This is a genomic window from Arthrobacter sp. Y3221160 (assembly GCF_059092585.1).
On the sequence record NZ_JBNHHU010000001.1, the window covers coordinates 2,231,648 to 2,250,982 of the forward strand.

Genomic DNA, 19,335 nt, shown 5'->3' on the forward strand with positions numbered 1-19,335 from the left:
GGTGCGGCAGACAGGTGCGCCGCTAATACTTACAAAAGTATAAGTATACCGAAAAAGAAAAGCCCGACTGGCCGACGGTTCAGCGCTGGTCCGGCTCGTTGATCAGCGCCGCCAGGCGCTGGAGGGCGGGCAGGCTCGCCGCGATCTGTTCCTGTTCCCCGGGGTGTAGCCTGGCGGCCGCCGTCCCCAGGGTTTCCGCCCACGCGGTTTCCAGCATGATCCTGATCCGCTGGGACTCGTCGGTGGGGTGCAGCGTCACGTAGCGCTTGTCCGCCTCGTCGCGCCTGCGCGTCACGAGCCCGCGGGCCACCAGTTCACGCAGTTGGGTGCTCACGTTGCTGAACTGGCGGTCAAGCCTGGAAGCGACCTCGGCCACGGTTATGCCCGGGTGCGCTTCGATGACCCGCATGATGTCCACCATGCCGTTGGGCAGCAACGGGACGCCGGAATTCTCGTGGGATTTTCGGCGGACATCGGAGGAGATGTCGATCAAGGCCACCGCCAGATCGCGGTTGTCCTCGACGGCTTTCCGGGCCGTGCCGCCCTCGGTTGTTTCCATTACCCAAGGATAAGAGGTGCGCCGGGCACCTCCGGCCGTGACGTTCAGGATCGCTGACCACCACGGCCGGGGAAGCCTCGGGGGCACCTCGAGGGCGCCCGGCCGCCGGTCGGGGCTGCCGTCGCGTTAGTTCGCCCCATCCTCGGCCTTGCGGGCGGTGAAGGGCAGGACCAGCCGGGACCGGTGTGCGGCGTCGCGGTAAATCTTGTGCGTCACCGGGCGTCCCACCGGGAGGTGGAAGGCGTCCGGAGGCAGCAGTGCGTTGTGCTCGTCGGCCAGCGGCTCGCCGTTGGAAAGCTCGGCCACCAGCCGGTGTCCCGGCCTGAAGGTGTTGGCGAACGGGTAGAGGCGCAGGACATACTCCTCGATCTTCCCCGGCTCCACCGGCACGGCACGGGTGTGCGGGTGGATCGGGCTGCCCTCGCTGGTGCGCTCCTCGTCCAGCTCGCGGTGTGAGGCCTTGAGGTAGCCGGTGGTGATCAGTTGGCGCTTGCCATTCGGGGCGTAGTCCCACAGGCGCAGGATGAAGTTCGAGTCCGGCTGGTCGATCTCGGCGAAGATGTGCGCGGCGCCGGTGCCGATCATCTCCGTGTCCTCTTCGAACGGCCCGGTGCTCCAGCTGAGGATCTCCACCTTGTCGGTCACCATCAGGGGCGCCTGGTAGAAGCCGTCCGGGGCCGCATACTCCACGCCCATCAACTCCGGCTCGGCGGACAGCTTGTGGCGCGGACGAAGGTAGAGGGAGGTGTACTCGATCTCCTTCGGCGGCCACTGGTCCGCCTCGACGGTCTCGCGGGAACCTTCGACGAAAACGCTCACGGCCGGCTCGTCCATCACGCCGTTGTCGATGCCCTTGATCCAGTAGTCGTACCAGCGGAACATCTTGTCGTGCTCCTCGATGAACGGGCGCGACTGCATGGGCGGGTAGGGGCCGATGGTCAGCTTCTTGGGTCCCTTGAGCGAGTTGTACAGCTCGATGGTGCCGTCCATGGTCCAGCCGCGGCCCTGGTCGATTTGGAGCCAGACCGGGATGTCGATGTTCGGAGCGAGCGTGATGGGGTTGCGCTCCTCGTACCACTCGCCGTCCAGCTCGTTCATGACGATGTCGAACCAGGCTTCGTGGTTCTTGGGGTAATGCAGCACGTGGACCAGGTTCGGCCAGGCGGCAACGTCCGGGTCCTCGAGGCGCTTGGCGACCAGCTTCTTGAGCTCCTCGGGCGAGTACTTTTCGATCATGCGGGACTTGACGCCGTCGGTGAAGGCCCAACCGGAGTCTCCGCCGCGGCCTTCGCGGGCGGCGCGGGGCATGAACCACATGATGCCGCCGTGGTAGGTGGTTTCGTAAAAGTCGTAGTGGCCGCCGCTGACGAAAATCGCCTTCAGGTGGGGCGGGCGTTCGGCCGCGGCCAGTACCTGCATGGAGCCGAAGTAGGAGATGCCGACCATGCCGACGTTGCCGTCGCACCACGGCTGTTCGGCAACCCATTCGATGAAGTCGTACGCATCCTGGCCCAGCGATACGCCGCCGGCGTTGTAGTTGCCGATGTGTTCGCCGCCGGAGTCGCCGGACCCCCGCAGGTCGCCGATCACGTGGACGTAGTCCTCCTTGACGATGCGGGCGATGTCGCCGGCCTCGATGCAGCCGTCCCACATCGGGCTCGGACGCCGCTGCGGGGGAGTGGTCAGCGCCAGCGCCTGCAGCTCCTTGCCGTACGGGCTCAGGGCCACCAGCGCCGGCCGGGGCTTGTCCTCCAGGCCCTGGTAGGTGTCCGCGGCGAGCTCAACGCCGTCGCGCATTGGGATCCGCAGGTCCTTGCGGATCTTGATCGTCTCCCCACCGGCATTCCACGTCGTGAAATCAGTCATGTGTGCACTTCCTTGTTGACGTTCGAGTGCCAGGTGTCCCGCTGGCAGGCGCGCTCTCCGGAGCCACGCTCAATTATATTATTATAATAAAGTGCCGTGCAACGATGGTGACCAGGCCCGGGCCGCGGCGCGGAAAGGCCGCGCGAGGGCAAGGGTCCGCGCTGTCGAGCCGTACCATCAGGACCGTGAACGGGTCCCGGAGCTGAGGAGAGAACAATGACGCAAGAAGTGACCATTCATCCGCTGGTCTCGCCCTGGGGCCGCTTCGGTCTCTACAGCTTCTTCATTGACGCGCCCGAGCCGGCCATCGTCGACACGGGCATCACCACGTCACCGGTCGAGGGCATGGTGCCGGAGCTGGAGAAGCTGGGCCGGCGCATCGAGGACGTCAAGTGGATCCTGCTGACGCACGGCCACATCGACCACCTCGGCGGTGCCCACGCCCTCTGGGAGCTCACCGGCCGGAAGGCGAAGGTCGTCATCCACCGGGCGGACGCTCCGTTGCTCCGCTCCCGGCAGGCGCACGTGCAGAACTACCTCGACGTCCGCCGGCAGTACCTCGACAGCCCGAACGGCGTCGAGGAGCAGGCGAAGGCGGCCGGGCATGCCATCTCGGGCGAGATGGAACCGGACATGCTCCTGGAGGGCGGCGAAACCCTCAGCCTTGGCGGGGATGTCACGGTCTCCGTGCATCACATCCCCGGCCACACCGCGGGCTCCGTGGCCTACGTGGTGGACGGGCAGGACGCGGTGTTTGTCGGCGACTCCGTCCAGGTCCACGGCGCCGCCAACCACTTCCCGGGGTATGAGGATCCGGACGCCTACCGTGCCAGCCTCCGCTACCTGCGCGACGAGATCCGTCCCAAGCGCCTGTACCTTGGCCACCCCTACCGCAACACCGAGGGCGTGCCCTTCGACATCGGGATGGACGCCGGCACGGCCCGGCAGGCCCTGCAGGAGAGCCTGGACATCGAGGCCCGGGTCCGCGCCGCCGCGCGCCGCTCCGTGGAGGGCGGCCTGCAGGAGACCGGCTCGCCCTATTCGCCGTTCGCCTCGGTGGCCGAGGAACTCGGCTATACCGGGGATCCGACGCTGGAGCCTTCCCCGTTCTTCACGACCCTGCACGGCTACCGCAAGCTGTACGCCACGAACGCCTAACCGGCTCCACGCCCCAAACGACGACGGCGGCGCGCACCCGTGGGTGCGCGCCGCCGCTGCGTTCGGGGCGGGTGGGGTCAGTCCCGGTTAAGGAACTCGCCCGTTTCCTGGTAGGCCCGGTACATGTCCGGGATCCAGAAGAAGTTCTGGACGAAGCCGTGGTTGGCGCCCGCGTAGCGGCTGACGGTGGTGTCCACGCCGGCGTCCTTCAGGCGCCGGCCGTAGAGTTCGCCCTCGTCGCGCAGGGGATCGTACTCGGCGGTGATGATCAGGGCCTTCGGCAGGCCGGTGAGGTCCTCGCGCTTGATCGGGGAGACCAGCGGGTCGGCCGGGTCCGCGCCGCTCTCGAGGTAGAAGGAGTTCCACGGCTTCAGCGCCGGGGTCTCCAGGCCGTAGCCGGTGGCGTTCTCCCACAGCGAGGCGTAGCGGTCCTCGTCGAAGTCCAGGTCCAGCGACGGGTAGTACAGGACCTGGTGCGTGATCCGGTCGAAGCCCTCGTCATGGGCCATCGCCGTCACCGCCGCCACGAAATTGGCGCCCGAGCTGTCGCCGGCCAAAGCCAGGTTCTGGCCGTCCCAGGCCAGGCTCCCGCCCTGCTCGGCGGCCCAGCGCACCACGCCGTAGCACTCCTGCAGGCTGGTCGGGAAGGGCGCCTCCGGTGCCAGCTGGAAGCCGACGGAGATGACCTTGTAGCCGCTCTCCTTGGCCAGCGCCCGCGCGACGTGGTCGTGCGTTTCCAGGCTGCCGGAGAAGAATGCGCCGCCGTGGAAGTACACCAGCAGCCCGTAAGACTCCGCCTCCGCCGGGGTGTAGATCCGCACCGGGACCTCGCCCGCGTCAGTGGCTGCAACGGTCTCCTCGACGGCGTGCAGTGGCAGCCGTTCCTCCACGGGCGCGACGAACTGCAGGTCGCCCGCGCGCTTTGCCTCCGGGTCGGGCCGCGTGCCGTGGTCGAACGGCGGCAGCGTGGCGAGGAGTTTGCCGATCTCGGGGTGGATTGTCACTCGACACTCGCCCCCTTCTCGAAGGACGTGGTCTCCGGGAAGGAGTCACCGATGTCGAACGGCTTGCGGGAGATGTCCTGCAACACGTCGGTGATGGGCTTGCGCTTGGCCTGGTAGGTGCGCAGGGCGTCCTGCAGGTCGGAGCCGTCCTTGATGGCGTCGGCCAGCCAGGCGGCATCCTGCATGGCGGAGTTCGCACCCTGGCCCTGGTGATGCAGCATGGCGTGCGCGGCGTCGCCCACCAGGGCAACGCTGTCCGTGTGCCAGGTCGGCTGCTTGTCGATGTCGTAGACACCGCGGTTCGTCATCGAGGCGATGTCCAGTTCCTGGCCGATCTTCTGCAGGCGCTCGTCGAAGCCCTCCAGCAGCGACCCGATGTACTCGTGCGTGACCTCGGGCGCCCACGCGGTGTCGTCGCTCGGGGCGGTGATGTCGAAGGACACCTGGTTGCGGTGGCGCAGCGGCAGGAAGTACACGGTGGTGCCGTTTTGGCCCACGTAGACGCGGAAGTTGTCGTTCTCCACCAGGCCATAGGCGTCGTCGGCGGAGATGACGGCGCGCATGGCAATCGTGTGGGAGAACACCGGCTGGACCTCACCGAAGATCTGGTTGCGCACGCTGGAGCGGATGCCGTCGGCGCCCACTACCAGGTCGGCGGTGACCTCCACGCCGTTCTCGAACTTCACGGTGGCGGAGTTGCCGTTGTCGGCGATGCTGATCATCTTGTGCCCGATATGAACCCGCTCGGCCGGCAGCAGGCGCAGGAGGGTCTCGATGACGTCCCCGCGGTGGACCATGCGGCAGTGGTTGGTCTGGGCGTACTCGTTGATGCCCGGCCACGGGTCGCGGGCGATGAGCTCGCCGTTGGCCTGGTAGACCTCGATGGCCTCGGAGGGAGCGGAGACCTTCTCGAACTCTTCGAACACGCCCCACTTGCGCAGCACCTCCACGGTCGGCGGGCGCAGGCCGATGCCGGCCCCTACTTCGCCAAGCTCGGGGGCCTGCTCGTAGACGTGCACGTCGGCGCCGAGCTGCAGCAGTGCCAGGGCAGCGGAAGCGCCGGCGTAGCCGCCGCCCACGACGGCCACCTTCAGGTTCTGGATTTCGAAAGTCTGCATTGTTCTGTTGTTCCTTCACTGGGCGCCGGTGCAGGCGTCCTCGGGGTGAGTGTTGGATTGGAGTCGCCGCCGTCGTCGTAGGCGGCAGCGGAGCCGGCGCGTGACGCCGGATGGAGTGATGCGGGTCAGGCCTTGATGGAGAGGAAATCGGCCGGGTTGTCCTTGAGGAGGAGCTTGATGGTGGCGTCGTCGATGCCGGCGGCGCGCATGTCCGGGAGCATGTCGTCGAAGATGTAGTTGATGGTGTGGCCCTTCACGCCCGGCCAGCCCAGCGGGCTGCAGTTGGCGTCGGCTGAGACGAGCAGCTTGTCCGCGTAGCCCTTGTTCACCAGCTTGACGAAGTGCTCCATGCGCTCGGCGCGTTTGCGGCCCCAGAACGGCGGGTCGGGCAGTTCGAGGTCGTACCCGAAGGTGTCGAAGCCGATGCGGCCGCCCTGCTCGTAAATCCAGTCGTGCGGCGTGATCGGTGCGTTCAGGCCGTCGTCGGCGTGGCCGAAGAGGACGCGATCCAACGGGAGGCCCTCCTCGTTGAAGATGTTCACGGCGGGCTCGGGGTCGATCGCCAGATGCGTGAGGATCGGGACCCCGGTGAGGACGGCGGCGCGGGCGGCGGCGCGGTAGATCCGCTTGTCGAGTTCGGTCATCTTGCCGCCGCGGCTCACGCCGACCTTGATGACGCCGGCCTTGGCGCCCGTGTCGCCGATCCCCACCGTGATTTCGTGGATGAAAACCTTCGCCAGGTAGTCCACCGACGCCCGTGCAAAGTGCGGCAGGGCGGTGTCGCCGCCCACGAAGCCGGTGCAGGCCACGATGTGGACGCCGGTCTTGGCCGAGAGGGACTTGTAATAGTCGACGTCGCGGCCGTTGCAGATGCCGGTGGCGTCCACGAAGGTGCCGCCGCCGTTTTCACGGAACCTGCGCAGCTTCGGCACGGTTTCTTCGTAGGCCTGCTCCGGCGACTTCCACCATCGCGTGTCGAGCTCGGAGCCGGGCATGCCGTAGCCGATGTGTTCGTGGACTGCCACGATTTCCAGTTCTTCAGCCGGGATTGTTCCCAGCACGGTGTTGACCTTGGTCATTCCTTCACCTCAGGGTTTCGAAAGCTTGTTGATGGCGGGCCGCGGTGCTCAGCGCACAGCCAGCAGGTTGCGCGGATTGTCCACCAGGATTCGGCGGGCGTCGTCGTCGCCCAGGCCCAGTGATTTCAGGAAGGGGACAAAGGTGGTCAACACGTGGCTGAACGGCAGGTCGTAGTCCGGCTGCCCCTTGGCCACGCCGATCGCGTTGGACGAGAGGATGACCTGGTCCGTGTGGCCGGCCCCGACCAGCTCGAGCACCAGTGAGGCCCGCTCGCGGTCGCTGAGGTAGCCGCCGTCGTCGTCCAGTCCCACGTGGTCCAGGCCCACGAAGGCACCGCGGCGGGCCACCTCAAGCGCCGCACCGGCGGCCGCGGCGTCCTGGCGGTCCAGGCCGCCGACGAGCACCCGCCCGGCGGGCAGTCCCTCGTCCAGGACGACGTCGAGGTCGTGCAGGGCGTCGGCGCCGTAGCGGATGGAGACCGGGATGCCGGTGGCCAGGGCGGTCCGGGCCGCCCCGCGGAACAAGCTCTCGTCGGTGGGGGTCATGCCCTCGCGGGTTGCGGTGCTGGTGACCAGCCCGGCGGCTCCGCGGCGCTCGACCCGCGGGACCACCATGCCCTCGCTGACTTCCTTCGAGAAGAGGTCGGCGAACTTTTCGGCCGGCCAGGGGGTCGGCGGGTTGGTCTGCGGGGTGAGGAAGTAGCCGCCGAGCATTTCCTCCGGCCCCATGCCGGTGGAGGCGATGATGTGCACGCCGGTCGAGCGCGAGAGCGCCTCGTACAGCTTCACGTCGCGGCCGTGGAACATGCCGGTGCTGTCCACGATGGTCTGGCCGCCGGCCCTGCGGAAGTCGGTCAGCTTTCCGGCCAGGACCTCGAAGATCTCCGCCCGGTCCATGCTGATGTCCGGGGCGTACTGGGCTCCCGGGACCACCGAGAGCAGGGCCTCGTGGACCGCGACCACACCCAGTTCGTGGGCGGGAACGGGGCCAAGAACGGTATTGGCCGTCGGGTGGGGGGTTGTTGTTGTATCCGTCATTGGCACAACCTTTCGTCTGACGCCACGCCATGCAGACGTCACGCGGGGAAGGATCATGCACCGCGACCTCTGGATTCATTCCTCGCCGAAACCGGTGCAGGCGGCAGTAAACGAAGGAGGAGCCCATCGGGAGGCCCGGCGTCCGCTAACGGCCGCGGGCTCCCGCTGATGTGACCTTGATTACCTGTCAACTAGGTTTACATGATGTAGTGCCAAAGTCAAGGCAATTGACCGGAAAACATCTCGTTTCGTTTTGGCTGACGGGGTGGATTTCCCGCGCGGTCGCGGCCTACTGCCCGGTGCTGAACCGGTACTTGAATTTCTCTGCCAGGTGCACTGCGGAGCGCCATCCGGCGGGCAGGTCGCCCGTGGTGAAGAAGACCGTCTCGATGACGAGCAGCGGGCTCCCCACGGCCACCCCGAAGGTCGCGGCCTGTTCGGCGGTGGCCGCGGTTGCCCAGGCTTCGTGCTCGGCGCGGACGTGTGCGATGCCGAACTCTTTCTTGAGGAGTTCGAAGGCGGAGCCAACGCGTTCCAGTTCCGCGGCGGTGGGGCTGAAGTCCCCGGGCACCCGAATGTAGACGTCGGCTTCGACGAGGGGCTCATCCTCGACCGAGATCAGGCGGGTGAAATGCAGGAGCCGCTCGTGCGCTTCGAGTCCCAGGAGGTCCCGAATCCGGCCGGGCGGTTCCACCCGTTCGATGCCGGCGACCTTCCCCGTCGGATGCAGTCCGCTCTCGGCGAGGTATTGGTACAGGGCCCCCGAGCGCACGTCGGCCGGCCGCTGGACCCTGGTGCCGATGACCGGGAACGTCCCCTTGCCTTGTTTCCGGTAGATGTACCCCTCGCTGGCAAGCTCCTGGAGTGCCTGCCGGATGGGCGCCCGACTGACTTCGAACCGGCTGAGCAACTGCGCCTCGGTCATTGGCTTCCGCGGATCAGCGATCCCCTCGGCTATTTCCCTGCGCAGGATTTCCCTGATCTGGCGATACAGGGGTACCCCGGACGAGGTGTCGAGCTCGCCATATGCCATGAGTCTTCTGTTCCTCCACATCGCCCGCCACCGGGATTGCCCTGCAGGAAGTCAACCACAGAACGCAGTCCATTGAGGAGGCGGCGGCCCTAGCCCGCGGATGGCGTGCGACGTAGCCTGAGGTGACTACCGCCGGGAGGGGCGTGCCATGGACCAGGACATCCAGAAGTACATCAGCGCGTTGGTCGAGAAGGAACAACAACTGCGCGACTCCACGCCGGAGGAGCCGGACAAGGCCGCCGCCCGCGCCGCCGAGCTGCGCCGCCTGGAAGAGCAGCTGGACCAGTGCTGGGACTTGCTGCGCCAGCGCCGTGCCAAGCGCAAGGCCGGCGAGGACCCGGGCGAAGCTGAGACCCGGCCGGCCGGGGAAGTGGAAAACTACCGGCAGTAGCGGAGCGGCAGGCGGTCCCGGCGGGCTGGGCCCCGCCCCGCCGTCGTCCCCCGCCCCGTCGTCGTCCGTTTACCGCGCGTCAGGCGCCCTTTGACGCCTCGGACTTGGAGCCTGACTTCTTCTTCTTCGAGGAGCCGGCGGAAGACTTGGCCTCCCGGTTCTGCTCGACGCTGCGGCGCAGCGCCTCCATCAGGTCCAGGACCTTGCCGCCTTCTTCCTCTTCGTCCGTGCCGAAGGTCTTTGCCGTATCCAGCGCCTCGCCCTGCTCCAGCTTCGCCTCGATCAGGGTCCGCAGCTGTTCCTGGTACTCGTCGGTGTAGTCCCCGGGCGTGAAGTCGGAGGAGAACGACTCCACCAGCGCGGCGGACATCTCCTTCTCTTTCGCCGAGATCCGCACGGTTTCCTCGAGCGACGGGAAGCTGGCCTCCCGTACCTCGTCCTCCCACAGCAGGGTCTGCAGCATCAGGACCTTGCCGCGGACCCGCAGCGCCGCCAGCCGGGTCTTCTGCCGCAGCGCGAACTGCACGATGGCCGTGCGGTCCGTCTCTTCCAGGGTCCGCCGGAGCAGGACGTAGGCCTTGGACGACTTCGAATCCGGCTCCAGATAGTAGCTGCGGTCGAACATGATCGGATCGATCTGGTCGCTCGGGACAAACTCGACGACTTCGATCTCGCGGCTTTTTTCGACCGGCAGGGACTTGAAATCCTCGTCCGTGATCACCACGGTGTGCTCACCGTCGTCGTACGCCTTGTCGATGTTCTGGTAGTCAACGGTCTTGCCGCAAACCTCGCACCGGCGCTGATAGCGGATGCGCCCGCCGTCCTTGTCATGGACCTGGTGCAGGCTCACGTCGTGGTCTTCGGTGGCGCTGTAGAGCTTGACCGGCACATTGACCAGACCGAACGCCACCGCGCCTTTCCAGATGGCTCTCATGCCACTAGTGAACACCCGCGGGCGGTACAAAGCCAGAGGCGAGGGCCTAGCCAACCGGCCGCGCGGCGGACAGACTGGCGGTATGGCCAGCCAGAATTCCAGCCGGATATCCAGCCAGAAGGAGACCGTAGACGTCGACGGACGCCGGCTCAGGCTGACTAATTTGGACAAGGTGCTGTACCCGGAAACCGGGACCACCAAGGCGGAGGTGATCGCCTATTATTCGGAGATCGCCGAGTTCCTGGTTCCGCATGCTGCGGACCGGCCGGTGACGCGCAAACGCTGGGTCCACGGCGTCGGCACGGCGGAGGAACCGGGCGAGGTGTTCTTCCAAAAAAACCTGGACAAGTCCGCGCCCGACTGGGTCATGCGGCACACCATCGAGCACAAGAGCAACATCAACGTGTACCCGCTGGCCAATGACCGGGCCACCCTGACGTGGCTGGCGCAGATTGCGGCCCTGGAAATCCATGTTCCGCAGTGGAAGTTCGGACCGCGCGGCAAGATCAACAATCCCGACCGGATGGTGCTGGATTTGGACCCGGGGGAAGGGGCCGGGCTGGCCGAGTGCGTCGAAGTCGCCTTCCTGATCAAGGACATCCTGGAGGGGATGGGGCTCGACCCGAGGCCGGTGACCTCCGGTTCCAAGGGCATTCACCTTTACGCCGGGCTGGACGGCAAGCAGACCTCGGAGGACGTCAGCCAGGTGGCCCACGAACTCGCCCGCCTGCTGGAGGCCGACCATCCGGACCTCGTGGTCAGCGACATGAAGAAGTCCCTGCGCACGGGCAAGGTGCTGGTCGACTGGAGCCAGAACAACTGGGCCAAGACCACGATCGCCCCGTACTCCCTGCGCGGCCGGCCGCACCCCACCGTGGCGGTGCCGCGAACCTGGGCCGAGCTGGAAGACCCGGACCTGGCTCACCTCGACTTCAGGCAGGTGCTCGAGCGCGTCAAGGAGATCGGCGACCCGCTGGCCGGCATGGCGGGCGGCACCGCCGACGAGCAGTCCCTGCCGGAGCCGGGGCCGGACCGGCTCAGCACGTACCGTTCGATGCGCGACCCGGACCGCACGCCCGAGCCGGTGCCTGCGGTGATCGAGCGGCGCGAGTCGGACGATGAACCGGTTTTCGTCATCCAGGAGCACCACGCACGCCGGCTGCACTACGACGTCCGGCTGGAGCATGACGGGGTGATGGTGTCCTGGGCCGTGCCCAAGGGACCGCCGGTCACGACCGGTAAGAACCACCTGGCCGTCCACACCGAGGACCACCCCATGGAATACGCCACCTTCGAGGGCACCATCCCCAAGGGCGAATACGGCGCCGGGGTGATGACCATCTGGGACAGCGGCACCTACGAAGTGGAGAAGTGGCGCGAGGGCAAGGAAGTCATCATCGTGCTGCACGGGCGACCCGACGGCGGCCTGGCGAACGACGGCGGGCCCCCCGGTCCGCGTCGCTACGCCCTGATCCGCACCGGCGGCGAGGACGGCAAGGACAATTGGCTGATGCACCTGATGAAGGACCAGCCGCGTCCTGCTGCGGGGACGGCGGACGGCCGCGGGTCCGGGCGCGCCGGGCGGGCGGCCGTCACCGCCGCGCCTGCGGATGATGCCGGCTCCGCGCCTCAGGGCGCCCGGCCGCCGCAAGCGGTGAAACCGATGCTGGCCGTGCAGGGCACCGAGGCCTCCATCGACGAGGATGAGGGCTGGGCCTACGAAATGAAGTGGGATGGAATCCGGGCCGTCGCCGTCGTTGCCGACGGGTCCGTGCGCTTGGTCAGCCGCAACGGCATCGACATGACCAAGACCTACCCCGAACTGGCCGACCTGCCAGACCACGTCCTGGCCCAAACCGCGGTGCTGGACGGCGAGATCGTCGCGCTCGATGCCAAAGGACGGCCGGATTTCGGCCGCCTGCAGAACCGCATGAACCTCACCAAAAAAGCGGATATAGAGCGCGCGGCCGCGAAATACCCGGTGGAGTACTTCCTCTTCGATTTGCTGGAACTGGACGGAACACCAACACTTGGGCTGGAATACTCCCAGCGGCGGGAAATCCTCAAGGAAGCGGTGGAGACGCCGGACGACGGACATATCCAGGTGCCGCCGGAGCTGGATGCCAGCGTGGCCGAAGCGGTCGCAGCCAGCCGGGAGGTCGGCCTGGAAGGCATTATCGCCAAGCGCACGGACAGCAACTACGCGCCGGGCCTACGGACGAGGAGTTGGATCAAGATCAAGAACCAGCTGACGCAGGAAGTGGTCATCGTGGGCTGGCGGCCGGGCAAGGGCTCGCGCGCCCGCAAGGTCGGCTCGCTGCTGGTGGCCGTGCCCGACGGCGTGGAGCTGAGCTACCTTGGCCGCGTCGGATCCGGGCTGACGGAGCGCGAACTGGCCGAAATCGGTGCACGGCTAAAGAAGATGTCACGCAAGACCCCGCCGCTGGAGGGCGTTCCGGCGGCAGACGCCTCCGACGCGAACTGGGTGCGGCCCGCGCTGGTCGGCGAGGTCCAGTTCAGCGAACGCACCGGATCCGGAAAGCTCCGCCACCCGGTCTGGCGCGGCTTCCGGCCGGACAAGAAGCCGTCGGATGTCGTCGTCGAAATCCCGCAGTTCCAGGCCTGATCCGCGGAGCTGCCGCTCAAAAATTTTGACCCTACCCCTATCATTCTGCCGATGAATCGTTAGTCTTTACCAAGGGGAACTTCTGGGGGGAAGTTTCGGGGGATGATTCTTGGGGAAGAAGGCAGAACTGCATCATGGGGAGTTCATTTAAGCCGACTATTCGCGACGTCGCCGAGCGGGCCGGCGTTTCGCTGGCAACGGTCTCATACGTCTTGTCCGGCCGGCACGGGGGTTCAACGAGGATCAGCGAACCGACCAAAGCCCGGGTAATCGAGGCGGCCAAGTCGCTGGGATATGTGCCCAACCACGCCGCCCGGGGCATGCGCCGCGGGCGGACGGACACCGTGGCCGTCGTGGTGGAAAACCTGGATTCGGCCTGGGACCGGCAATTGGCGGAGGTTGCCAACCGTGTGCTGCCGGAGCACGGGTACCGCGTGGTGGTTCTGCTGGGCCAGGAGGCATGGCGGAACTTCATGCTCTCCGGCGGCGCGGACGGGGCCATCCTGGGTTTCAGCACCGAAACGCCCGAGGAAGACCACACCCTGCGCGACCTCGCCGACCGGGGCGTGGCGCAGGTGGTCGTGTCACAGTTCCTGCAGCCTGACGGCTTCGACGTGCTGAAAGTGGACGCGGAGGTCGGCATCGCCGAGGCGGCTGCGTATCTTGCTGCCAGGCACCGCCGCATCGCCGTGCTGCACCGGGGCGGGCCCGCCCCGGGTCCCCGGGGTTCCCGGCTGGGGTTGTTCCGGCAGGCGATGGCCGACCTCGGCGCAGAACTGGACGAAAACCTGGTGCGTGCAACGCACGGGTCTTGGCGTGAATCCTACGAGGAGACCGGCACGCTGCTGAAGTTGTCCGATCCGCCCACGGCGTTCTTCACCACTGCGGATCTGGAGGCCCTGTGCGTCTCCGGCTCCGCCACCGCGGCGGGACTCCGGATCCCGGAGGAGATGGAGATCATCGGCGTGGACACCTCGGATCTGGGACACCACTCCGAACCGCCGCTGAGCTCGGTGGGACCGGAGCCGCTGGTGGGTACCGTGGTGGACCTGCTGATCGACCGGCTGGAGGGGCGCGCCTCCGCCGGCGGGCGCCTGGTGCCGGCGCCGTGGAAGCTGAACCACCGGGGGACCACCGTGGCGGGGATGTCCGGTGATGGCAGCGCCGAAGGCTCGGGCGAGGTGGAGGACAGCGTCTCCAACGGGGCTCCCTAGCGGCGGGCGGCTACAGTGCAGGGATGGAGTGCACCCGGCACAGCTACGGCCCGGATCCCGGCCAGTACGCGGAACTGTATGTGCCCGCCCGGCGGCGGCACACCGCCGTCGTCGTCATCATCCACGGCGGGTACTGGCGCGCTGCCTACGGTGCCGAGCTCGGACGCCCGCTGGCCCGGGACCTCGCCGGCCGCGGCTGGATCTGCTGGAACATCGAATACCGGCGCGCGGGCAACGGCGGCGGCTGGCCGGAGACGTTCGACGACGTTTCCTGCGGCATCGACCGGCTCGCCGACGTTGCGCACGAGTCCGGATTTGCGCTCGAGCGGGTGGTGGGGCTGGGCCATTCGGCCGGCGGCCAACTGGCGGTGTGGGCGGCCGGACGGGGCCGGCTGCGGTCGGAGGAGTCCGGGGTGCGGGTGCCCGGCGCGGCCCCACGGGTGGAGCTCGCTGCGGTGCTCAGCCAGTCCGGGGTGCTGGATGTGGCGCGCGCCCACGAGCTGGGCCTGAGCGACGGCGCCGTCGAAAACCTGCTCGGGCGGCCGGAGGACGCTGATCCAGGTGCCGCGCATCCCTACCGGCTCGCCGATCCCATGCGGAACGTTCCGCTGCCGGTCCCCGTCTACGCCTTCCACGCCGAGCAGGACGCCGACGTGCCGAGGGAACTGTCCGAGCGCTACGTCGACGCCGCCCGGGCCGCCGGCGGGACGGCCGAACTGGTGCTCGTTCCCGGGGACCACTATGCGCTCATAGATCCTGCCTCTGTTGCGTTTGCGCGCATCCGCGGGGTGCTGGCCGGCCTGGGCTGATGCCGGTGCCGCAACCGGGGGCGCTCTGCTACGTTGGCACTGTGCTCACGGTCATAGGCGAAGCCCTGGTGGACGTCGTCCGCTCCGACACGATGCCGCCGCGGGTGCACGTCGGCGGCAGCCCGATGAACGTGGCGGTGGGTCTGGCCCGGCTGGGCCGTCCGGTCCAGTTCGTCGGCCGGTACGGCAAGGACCGGTTCGGGGACCTGGTCCACGGCCATCTGCGCCGCAACTCGGTGCTGGTGCCGCTGGATCCGGATGCGTCGCCGACCAGCGCTGCGACCGCTACCCTGGATCCCGCCGGTGCCGCCCATTACTCTTTCGACCTGCTCTGGGAACTGCCGGACCTCGAAAAGATCCGGCCCCGGCTGCTCGACGAGACGGTCTGGCTGCACACCGGCTCCGTCGCCGCCATGCTGGAGCCGGGCGCGCACACGGTGTACAGGACCGTCCAGCGGGCCCATCCGCGGGCCCTGGTCAGCTACGACCCGAACTGCCGGCCCACGCTGATTACGGACCGGGACTTCGCCCGGCGGCAGGCCGAAAAGTTCGTGGTCCTGGCCGATGTAATCAAGGCCTCCGACGAAGACCTTCGGTGGCTGTACCCGGACCGTACCGTCGAGGAGACGGCCCGTTCGTGGTTGAAGCAGGGGCCGGGCGCGGTGGTGGTCACGCGCGGGGCGAAGGGCAGCTGGGGAGTGGTCCGTGCCGGGACGGCAGAGGTCGCGGCACCGGCGTCGGCCGTCGTCGACAGCGTAGGCGCTGGCGACGCGTACATGTCCGGGCTGCTCGATGCGCTGCTGAACGCGGGATTCTCCGGTTCGGCCCGGCGCGGCAAGCTGCGCGACATGGGCTCCGCCACGCTCGAAGATGTGATGGCGCACGCTGCCCGTGCCGCGGCCATCACGGTATCCCGGGCAGGGGCGAATCCGCCGCGCCGCGACGAGCTGGGCTAGCCGCCTGCGCCGCCGGAGGCATCCCTAGACTGGTGCAATGCGCCTTATCGCCAGCGACCTCGACGGAACCATCATCGGCCGGGACGGCAAAATCAGCCCCCGCACCGTCAGGGCGTTTCGCAGCGCGGCGGCCGCGGGTGTGGAAATTGTCTTCGTGACCGGCCGGCCGCCGCGCTGGCTGACTCCGCTGGCCGAACAGATCGGACACCGTGGCCGGGTGATCTGCTCCAACGGCGCCGTGGTCTACGACCTGGTGGCCGAGCGGGTGCTCTCGGCGCAGACGCTGCCCCACGCGAACATTCTCGAGGTGCGCCGGATCATCCTCGGCCTGCATCCGGCGGTGACGTTCGCGGCGGAAACGACCGAGGGATTCCTGCTGGAACCGAACTTTCTGCAGCCCGGCTCGGTGGAGCTTCTGGACGGCACCGTGCCCAAACTGTTGCCGGAAAGCCTGCGCCGCTCCGACTCCGTCGTAAAACTGCTGGCCCGCGGGACGGACATCGACCCCGACGCCTTCCTAGCCGAGGTTGGCCCGGCGGTGGGGCATCTGGCCGCCGTGACGCATTCTGCCCCCGGCAACCCGCTGCTGGAGATGGCGCGGCCGGGGCTCAACAAAGCGGTGACCCTGGCCGAGTACGCCGGTTCGTTGGGCATCGGCCCCCAGGACGTGGTGGCCTTCGGCGACATGCCGAACGACATCGAAATGCTGCGGTGGGCCGGGGCCGGCTACGCGATGGCCTCCGGCCACCGCGCCGCGCTGGAAGCAGCCCCGTTCCGCGCCCCGGCGTTCGCCGAGGACGGCGTCGCCCAGGTGATCGAGGAACGGCTGGCCGGCCGAAGTCAGGCCTCGCGCGGGGCCTGACCCCTGCGTGGGTCCCGGGGTCAGGAGCCTCGCGCCGCTCCGGCGGGCGCCGCCTCGCGCCGCGTTTCGGGGCGCTCGGCCAAATACCGGCGGGCGAACCAGCTGGGGCCGGTGCTCCGGCTGTGCCGGGGCGGTTCTATATCCGCAACGATCAGCTCTTCATACAGGCCGGCCTCGGCCACCACCCCCGTCTCCGGTGCAGCGATGAAGCTGTGGCCCGGCCCGCTCCAGGCCACCGCCGGTGCAGATGCTCCCCGGCGGGCCAGTGCACGGAACCAGCCGTCCCGGGCGCTGCTGCCGCCGGGCACCACGAGCAGTTGCGCGCCGTCGTCGGAGACCGACCGGCGGGACGTGCCGGGCGCTGGCAGGGCGACCGCGCCGGCGTCGTCCTCCGCAGCCAGCCCGATGAGCAGCCCCTCCAGCGGCACGACCGCGGCGGCGTCCGTGCAGGCCTGGAGCCCGCCGTACGCATCGAACAGCCACAGTTCGGGGCCGTTGCCGTGGCTGCTGCTCCCGGCCGCCACCGCGACCCTGTGTTCCGCCGCGAGCCCGCCCAGTTCGCGGCGGAAATGCGGGGCGAACCCGGCGGGCAGCACCAGCAGCCGTGCCCCTAGCCCGGCCGCCTGTTCCAGCCACATCCGGCACCGCGGCCGGGACCCGTCGCCGAGCAGCCCGGCAGCCTGCACCACGGCAAGACGCATGGATTCCTCCTCATCGGCAGTCGTGGCGGGGCCGGTAGAGTACCGAAGGTGAGCAGCGCCAGCCCGTATCTCAATCCTACGTTTCCCGGTTCCGGGCAGGGCCGGCCCCTGGCCATGTCGCACCGGGGTTTCTCGTTGGACGGTCGGGAGAACTCGATGGCGGCCTTCCGCGCGGCAGTCGATCTCGGCTACGCCTATCTGGAGACCGATGTCAGGTCCACCCGCGACGGCGTGCTGGTGGCCTTCCACGACCGGACGCTGGAGCGTACTACCGACGGCCGCGGGGAGCTGGCGGAGCACACGGCCCGCCAGCTGGCGCAGGTCCGGATTTCCGGCGAGCCGATCCCCACGTTCGAGGAGTTGCTGACCGCGTGGCCGGACGTGCGACTGAACGTGGACGTGAAGGACATGGCCGCCGCCGACGAATTGGCCCGGCTGATCGAGGCCTACGACGCGCACGACCGCGTGCTGGTGGCTTCCTTTTCCGACCGCCGCCGCTTCCGCGTGCTGCGCGGCCTGAGCCGCCCCGTCGCGGGATCCGCCGGAGTATATGCGACCCTGGCAATATACTTTCTGGGTTATATAGGTCTGGCGGGCCTGTTGGCCCGGCTGGTCCGCGTCCATGCGGTGCAGGTGCCAGTGAAGTACGGTCCGTTTACGGTGGTCACGCCCGGGTTTGTGCGGCGCTGCCGTCGGGCCGGACTGCACGTGCACGTGTGGACCATCAACGATCGCGCAGAGATGGAACGCCTGCTGGCGCTGGGAGTGGATGGTATTGTCTCCGACCGCGCCGATATTCTGGCCGAAGTGATGGCTGAACGCGGCAGTTGGCCGCAGAGGGAGTCCGCATGAAGGTCTTGATCGCACCGGACAAGTTCAAGGGAACCTTGTCGGCCGCCGAGGCGGCCGCCGCAATGGCCGAGGGCGTGCTGCGGGTCTACCCGGACGCCCAAGTGCAGCTGCTCCCGGTTGCCGACGGCGGAGAGGGCACCTTGGAGGCTGCCCTCTCCGCCGGTGCGGCCGAGCACACCGAACGCGTGGTGGGGCCGCTGGAGCGTGAGGTCACCGCATCCTGGGCCATGATCGAGCGGCCGGAGGGCAAGACCGCCGTGATCGAAACCGCGCGGGCGTCCGGCTTGCTGCTCACGGAGCCCAGCGTGCAGTCGGCGCTCACGGCCCACTCCTACGGGTCCGGCCAGCTGATTGAGGCGGCGCTGGACGCCGGCGCCACCGAGATTGTGCTCGGGGTGGGCGGCTCGGCCATGACCGACGGCGGGTCCGGGGCCCTCCGCGCGCTGGGCCTGAAGGTCCTTACCGGCGGCGGCGCCGAAGTCCTGCTCGGCGGCGCGGCCCTGGCCACCGCGGACCACCTGGACACCTCCGGCCTGGACCCGCGCCTGGCGGAGACCGTGATCCGGATAGCGGCAGACGTCTCTAATCCGCTGTACGGGCCGGACGGCGCGGCGCACGCTTTCGGGGAGCAGAAGGGCGCCGACGCGGTCTCGCGCCGGTTGCTCGACGAGGCGCTGCAGCGCTGGGCCCAGCTGCTGCTGAAGGCAACAGGCCGCGACGTCAACGTGGCGGGCGCGGGCGCGGCCGGCGGCTTCCCCTCCGGCTTCATGGCGCTGGCCGGGGTCCGGGTGGAGCCGGGGTTCGACGTCGTCGCGGACCTGGTGGGCCTCGAGGCCGCCCTGGCGGATGCAGATCTGGTCCTGACCGGCGAGGGGTCGCTGGATCGGCAGTCCGAATTCGGGAAAGCGCCGCTTGGCGTCGCCGGGCGTGCCCAGGCCCGGGGCATCCCCGCCGTCGTCGTCGCCGGGCAGATCGACCTGGCGCCGGACCGCCTGGCCCAACACGGGGTGCACGCGGCCGCCAGCGTGGTCGAGGCGGCAGGCAGCCGGGAACAGGCCATGGCCCAGGCCGCGCGCTATGTCACGTTGGCCACGCAACAGGCGCTCGAAGGGGCTTGAGCCCGGGAACGACGCCT

General features: G+C 68.4%; 18 protein-coding genes. 9 read left to right on the top strand and 9 right to left on the bottom strand.

Features of this window, described 5'->3' with window-relative positions:
- Positions 1–79: 79 nt before the first annotated feature.
- Together AC5RWG_RS10425 and AC5RWG_RS10430 are read right to left on the bottom strand one after the other, a co-directional pair.
- A complete protein-coding gene (locus tag AC5RWG_RS10425; RefSeq protein ID WP_494001233.1) occupies positions 80–559 on the bottom strand; it encodes a MarR family winged helix-turn-helix transcriptional regulator in 480 nt (159 codons plus the stop codon).
- Positions 560–685: 126 nt separating this feature from the next.
- A complete protein-coding gene (locus AC5RWG_RS10430) occupies positions 686–2,425 on the bottom strand; it encodes a CocE/NonD family hydrolase (RefSeq protein WP_494166870.1) in 1,740 nt (579 codons plus the stop codon).
- A 216-nt stretch (positions 2,426–2,641) separates the two neighbouring features.
- On the opposite strand from AC5RWG_RS10430, the gene AC5RWG_RS10435 reads away from it, so the two are divergent.
- The gene (locus tag AC5RWG_RS10435; protein ID WP_494024907.1) at positions 2,642–3,583 is read left to right on the top strand and encodes an MBL fold metallo-hydrolase; all 942 of its coding nucleotides are present in this window, start codon (positions 2,642–2,644) and stop codon (positions 3,581–3,583) included.
- 77 nt (positions 3,584–3,660) lie between these two features.
- On the opposite strand, the gene AC5RWG_RS10440 is transcribed toward AC5RWG_RS10435, so the two are convergent.
- From AC5RWG_RS10440 to AC5RWG_RS10460, 5 genes are all read right to left on the bottom strand, one after another.
- A complete protein-coding gene (locus tag AC5RWG_RS10440; protein WP_494109614.1) occupies positions 3,661–4,587 on the bottom strand; it encodes an alpha/beta hydrolase in 927 nt (308 codons plus the stop codon).
- The gene (locus tag AC5RWG_RS10445) at positions 4,584–5,705 is read right to left on the bottom strand and encodes an FAD-dependent oxidoreductase (RefSeq protein ID WP_494166871.1); all 1,122 of its coding nucleotides are present in this window, start codon (positions 5,703–5,705) and stop codon (positions 4,584–4,586) included. The genes AC5RWG_RS10440 and AC5RWG_RS10445 overlap by 4 nt, the downstream gene beginning before the upstream one ends.
- A 125-nt stretch (positions 5,706–5,830) precedes the next feature.
- A complete protein-coding gene (locus tag AC5RWG_RS10450; RefSeq protein ID WP_494024904.1) occupies positions 5,831–6,784 on the bottom strand; it encodes a phosphotriesterase family protein in 954 nt (317 codons plus the stop codon).
- A gap of 48 nt (positions 6,785–6,832) precedes the next feature.
- Positions 6,833–7,822 carry a phosphotriesterase family protein gene (locus AC5RWG_RS10455; protein WP_494109615.1) on the bottom strand — a complete coding sequence of 330 codons (990 nt, stop codon included), beginning with the start codon at positions 7,820–7,822 and terminating at the stop codon, positions 6,833–6,835.
- 289 nt (positions 7,823–8,111) lie between these two features.
- Positions 8,112–8,855: a GntR family transcriptional regulator gene (locus AC5RWG_RS10460; protein WP_494024902.1), complete on the bottom strand. Its 744-nt coding sequence runs from the start codon at positions 8,853–8,855 to the stop codon at positions 8,112–8,114.
- Between the two features lie 148 nt (positions 8,856–9,003).
- Between AC5RWG_RS10460 and AC5RWG_RS10465 the strand changes: the two genes are divergently transcribed.
- Positions 9,004–9,246, top strand: coding sequence for a DUF2630 family protein (locus AC5RWG_RS10465; protein ID WP_494024901.1), 243 nt, complete (start codon positions 9,004–9,006; stop codon positions 9,244–9,246).
- 79 nt (positions 9,247–9,325) lie between these two features.
- Here AC5RWG_RS10465 and ku read toward each other — a convergent pair whose 3' ends face one another.
- Positions 9,326–10,180, bottom strand: coding sequence for a non-homologous end joining protein Ku (gene ku / locus AC5RWG_RS10470; protein WP_494001895.1), 855 nt, complete (start codon positions 10,178–10,180; stop codon positions 9,326–9,328).
- Positions 10,181–10,262: 82 nt separating this feature from the next.
- Here ku and AC5RWG_RS10475 point away from each other — a divergent pair, with 82 nt between their 5' ends.
- The 5 genes from AC5RWG_RS10475 to AC5RWG_RS10495 all read left to right on the top strand — a co-directional run bounded on the left by AC5RWG_RS10475 (position 10,263) and on the right by AC5RWG_RS10495 (position 16,647).
- Positions 10,263–12,806, top strand: coding sequence for an ATP-dependent DNA ligase (locus AC5RWG_RS10475; protein ID WP_494074762.1), 2,544 nt, complete (start codon positions 10,263–10,265; stop codon positions 12,804–12,806).
- A gap of 134 nt (positions 12,807–12,940) precedes the next feature.
- Entirely contained in the window at positions 12,941–14,020 is a 1,080-nt protein-coding gene (locus AC5RWG_RS10480; RefSeq protein ID WP_494001897.1) for a LacI family DNA-binding transcriptional regulator, read from the top strand.
- Positions 14,021–14,043: 23 nt separating this feature from the next.
- Positions 14,044–14,829, top strand: a complete 786-nt coding sequence (locus AC5RWG_RS10485; protein WP_494074763.1) for an alpha/beta hydrolase — start codon at positions 14,044–14,046, stop codon at positions 14,827–14,829.
- 41 nt (positions 14,830–14,870) lie between these two features.
- Positions 14,871–15,785 carry a carbohydrate kinase family protein gene (locus AC5RWG_RS10490; protein ID WP_494049168.1) on the top strand — a complete coding sequence of 305 codons (915 nt, stop codon included), beginning with the start codon at positions 14,871–14,873 and terminating at the stop codon, positions 15,783–15,785.
- Positions 15,786–15,822: 37 nt separating this feature from the next.
- Entirely contained in the window at positions 15,823–16,647 is an 825-nt protein-coding gene (locus AC5RWG_RS10495; RefSeq protein ID WP_494023945.1) for an HAD family hydrolase, read from the top strand.
- 20 nt (positions 16,648–16,667) lie between these two features.
- Here AC5RWG_RS10495 and AC5RWG_RS10500 read toward each other — a convergent pair whose 3' ends face one another.
- Positions 16,668–17,348, bottom strand: a complete 681-nt coding sequence (locus AC5RWG_RS10500; RefSeq protein WP_494074764.1) for a hypothetical protein — start codon at positions 17,346–17,348, stop codon at positions 16,668–16,670.
- A 48-nt stretch (positions 17,349–17,396) separates the two neighbouring features.
- Here AC5RWG_RS10500 and AC5RWG_RS10505 point away from each other — a divergent pair, with 48 nt between their 5' ends.
- Positions 17,397–18,200, top strand: a complete 804-nt coding sequence (locus tag AC5RWG_RS10505; RefSeq protein WP_494074765.1) for a glycerophosphodiester phosphodiesterase family protein — start codon at positions 17,397–17,399, stop codon at positions 18,198–18,200.
- Complete coding sequence (locus tag AC5RWG_RS10510; RefSeq protein WP_494074766.1) at positions 18,197–19,318, top strand: glycerate kinase; 1,122 nt, start codon at positions 18,197–18,199, stop codon at positions 19,316–19,318. The genes AC5RWG_RS10505 and AC5RWG_RS10510 overlap by 4 nt, the downstream gene beginning before the upstream one ends.
- Positions 19,319–19,335 lie beyond the last annotated feature (17 nt).

Bases quoted from the DNA above. Each gene is read 5' to 3' on its own strand.
- AC5RWG_RS10460 (WP_494024902.1), bottom strand. From the start codon at position 8,855: ATGGCATATGGCGAGCTCGACACCTCGTCCGGGGTACCCCTGTATCGC.
- AC5RWG_RS10430 (WP_494166870.1), bottom strand. From the start codon at position 2,425: ATGACTGATTTCACGACGTGGAATGCCGGTGGGGAGACGATCAAGATC.
- AC5RWG_RS10450 (WP_494024904.1), bottom strand. From the start codon at position 6,784: ATGACCAAGGTCAACACCGTGCTGGGAACAATCCCGGCTGAAGAACTG.
- AC5RWG_RS10465 (WP_494024901.1), top strand. From the start codon at position 9,004: ATGGACCAGGACATCCAGAAGTACATCAGCGCGTTGGTCGAGAAGGAA.
- AC5RWG_RS10445 (WP_494166871.1), bottom strand. From the start codon at position 5,705: ATGCAGACTTTCGAAATCCAGAACCTGAAGGTGGCCGTCGTGGGCGGC.
- AC5RWG_RS10475 (WP_494074762.1), top strand. From the start codon at position 10,263: ATGGCCAGCCAGAATTCCAGCCGGATATCCAGCCAGAAGGAGACCGTA.
- AC5RWG_RS10500 (WP_494074764.1), bottom strand. From the start codon at position 17,348: ATGCGTCTTGCCGTGGTGCAGGCTGCCGGGCTGCTCGGCGACGGGTCC.
- ku (WP_494001895.1), bottom strand. From the start codon at position 10,180: ATGAGAGCCATCTGGAAAGGCGCGGTGGCGTTCGGTCTGGTCAATGTG.
- AC5RWG_RS10455 (WP_494109615.1), bottom strand. From the start codon at position 7,822: ATGACGGATACAACAACAACCCCCCACCCGACGGCCAATACCGTTCTT.
- AC5RWG_RS10480 (WP_494001897.1), top strand. From the start codon at position 12,941: ATGGGGAGTTCATTTAAGCCGACTATTCGCGACGTCGCCGAGCGGGCC.
- AC5RWG_RS10495 (WP_494023945.1), top strand. From the start codon at position 15,823: ATGCGCCTTATCGCCAGCGACCTCGACGGAACCATCATCGGCCGGGAC.
- AC5RWG_RS10485 (WP_494074763.1), top strand. From the start codon at position 14,044: ATGGAGTGCACCCGGCACAGCTACGGCCCGGATCCCGGCCAGTACGCG.
- AC5RWG_RS10425 (WP_494001233.1), bottom strand. From the start codon at position 559: ATGGAAACAACCGAGGGCGGCACGGCCCGGAAAGCCGTCGAGGACAAC.
- AC5RWG_RS10510 (WP_494074766.1), top strand. From the start codon at position 18,197: ATGAAGGTCTTGATCGCACCGGACAAGTTCAAGGGAACCTTGTCGGCC.
- AC5RWG_RS10435 (WP_494024907.1), top strand. From the start codon at position 2,642: ATGACGCAAGAAGTGACCATTCATCCGCTGGTCTCGCCCTGGGGCCGC.